Consider the following 2,748-nt stretch of genomic DNA (forward strand, 5'->3'; position numbering starts at 1 on the left):
CGCTAACCAGCGCCCCCACAAAACGTTACGACCTATTTCATGACTGCAGACCGGGCGAGGCGCAACCCCTCGCCAAAACCGGATCATTTGGCAGAAACACCCCAACCCTGTCAAGACATTTCTTTGAAACAAGTATTTTTGTGTTGCTGCGAGTCCCAAACGGGTAATGGTGCCGTGATAGGTGATTGTTCAGCCAGTCCTCATATGCTATTTTGGGTAGCGTATTCCCGAAACATTCGTACAGGAACATGATCGCAGAAGGCAGTCGTGCACTGCGAATAGTGTATCTTCGCTTCCTTTTGCTACCCCGATCCTTGGTTGAATAAATTACCGAAGGGCTTTTAGACATTGAAGTTAGAGAAGAAGCACGGCATGTGTTGTTGCAGCGGCTGGCGTCCCCGGTGGGATCTAGTCGCGGTAATTCTTCTTGGTGCTCTGCTTCGTCTTTACCGGTTGAATGGTAGCAGTATCTGGTATGACGAAGGCGCCACCTTCTATGTTGCAGGGTTCGTCAAGGCCCCGCTTCGGCTCTTCGATTCCACTTGGTGCACAGAGCCGCCTCTGCTGCCCGTTCTAACCTGGATATGGTTTGGAGCTTTAGAGTGGATAACAGGCGTAGATCAAGGCTCCGCTGCATCCGATTTTGTCGCGCGTCTGCTGCCGTGGACATTGAGTGTTGTATGCCTCCCTATGACCTACCTGGTTTCAAAAGAGATTTCCAGGAGGACGGAGGTCGGGTTGATCGCGACATTCCTGGTGGCAATTTCCCCGTTTCAGGTCTACTACGCACAGGAATTGCGCCCTTATCCTTCCCATGTGCTGCTGGCGCTGTGCGCTCTGTGGTGTATGCTTCGCGCCCTTGAACGAAACCGCAGCATCTATTGGATAGGCCTGACGTTTTGCCTCACCGCATCGATGTATAACCATTTCTTCTCTGCATGGGTGGTGGTTGCGTTTAATGTGGCGTATATCCTTACGCTACGCAGCCACTGGCGTAAACTTCCGCGTTGGACCATCTCTCAATTGGGGGTAGTTGTATTCTCTTACCCCGCGATTCGACAGGGACTTGCCATCAATGAAATAGCCAATCAGACGACCACCAATTGGTACCCGCCTCTGACGTACTGGACAGGTCTCATCACCTTCAAGAACTTCTTTGCTGGGTATAGTTCGTGTGTGCCCGCCTATCACGGCTTGTTCGTCCTCGCAGGCATACTCGCGATTATGGGATGCTACTACCTTCGCAAGAACGCCAATAGTCTGCTCATTCTGCTGTCCCTATCATTGGTGCCGATGATTGCCAACCTTGTTGTCTGGCAGACACGAAGTTTCTCCTATTACGAACACCGGCTGTTCATATTCTCTGCCGTGACAACCTCTATACTCATCGCGACTGCTCTCGCTTCGATACCTTTCCGCTGGGGACGAATTGGGCTTCTCGGAGCGATCACCGTCCTGACCGTGCCGTGCCTGGGGGATCTCTATGAGCATCATCTGCACCCGTCTAGCAGTCACCGGCTGGGAGTTCGCTACAGAGTGGATAACAGGTCTGTTGCCCAGCACATCAAGTCGAATTGGGAGTCCGGCGACGTGGTCATGCACTTCAGTCATGTAACCTTGTTGTCAGGCAAGTACTATTACCTGCCGCAGGCCGAACACTATACGGTTGGATTCACCAACGCGGATCGGGAGGGGCTTGTGAGCAGTTTCCCCGCTCGGACTCTATGGGAACGCATTGGAGCAATGCCGGAACGAATCGATACTATTGTGCCAAGAGCCAAGCGAATCTGGTTTGTCGTATCGTGGTGGGAGCCATTTGAAGTGCCTAGCACGGCAAATTTGTACGTCGGATGGCTCGATCACCACGCGAAGCGTGTGGAACGTGAATCGTATTTTGGTGTGACCCTATACCTCTATGACGTTGAATCAACACGCGGAGCTCCTCTGAAGGTGGCCCAAGTCGGGGACTACCCTGACTTCAACGAGCCAGCATATGAGGTCCGGGGCGTGTGGAATGTGGCGGATACCACGCAGCGGGAAAACGCGGGTTTTCCGGAAGTCCAGCCAAAGAGTACCTTTGCCGTGAGTACGTCACTTTCGGAAGCAGCAACAAAGGGCTCAACGATTCCTCTCCAAATCACGATGAACAAAGGATCGGTGAGACCGCTCACGTGCGATGTGTACGCCTCAACCGAGACCGTCGAGCCACTGGCATTCACGCGTGAGTCACCGGATTCCGACGCGTGGTACCCGGTAGTCTACACGGACCCGCAGCAAGTCGATGATCTGGATCGAAATGCCATGGTTGTGAAGCTCGATCATGAGTCAACGGGGGGGGCAAGAATCTTCGCTGATGTGAAGCTTCCTCCGGGAGAATACGCCCTTGTTGCCCGCATGTGGTGTGAGATTTCAAGTCGAAACGGTTCGCGCGCAACGCTCCGGTTTGGTTGGCACGATAGCCATGCCGATGCCATCGGCCGCGAAATTGGGGAAATCACTCCGTGGAGAAATCAAGGTGCGGGCAGATGGCAATGGTTCGACATCGGAAGAGTCGTGTCATCGGGACAAGGCGTCCTCACCGTTGAAGGACAGAATAGGGATAATCTTCCACTGGCATATGCCGACATGGGCCGCGTGGCCTTTGTTCGTACTCTGCACGCATCTGACCCGTTGAACTACGGTCCTATCGCTTCTTTTAGCGTTGATCCCAATGACCTGAAAGGGAGCGCTGCGTTCGACTATAGGCTT

1 protein-coding gene is annotated in these 2,748 nt (G+C 53.4%); it reads left to right on the forward strand.

Annotated elements, in window-relative coordinates:
* Nucleotides 1–372: 372 nt before the first annotated feature.
* On the forward strand, nucleotides 373–2,748 hold a 2,376-nt coding region (locus K1Y02_26745), incomplete at its 3' end, for a glycosyltransferase family 39 protein (GenBank protein MBX7259982.1).

Source organism: Candidatus Hydrogenedentota bacterium (genome assembly GCA_019695095.1).
Lineage (GTDB): Bacteria > Hydrogenedentota > Hydrogenedentia > Hydrogenedentales > SLHB01 > JAIBAQ01.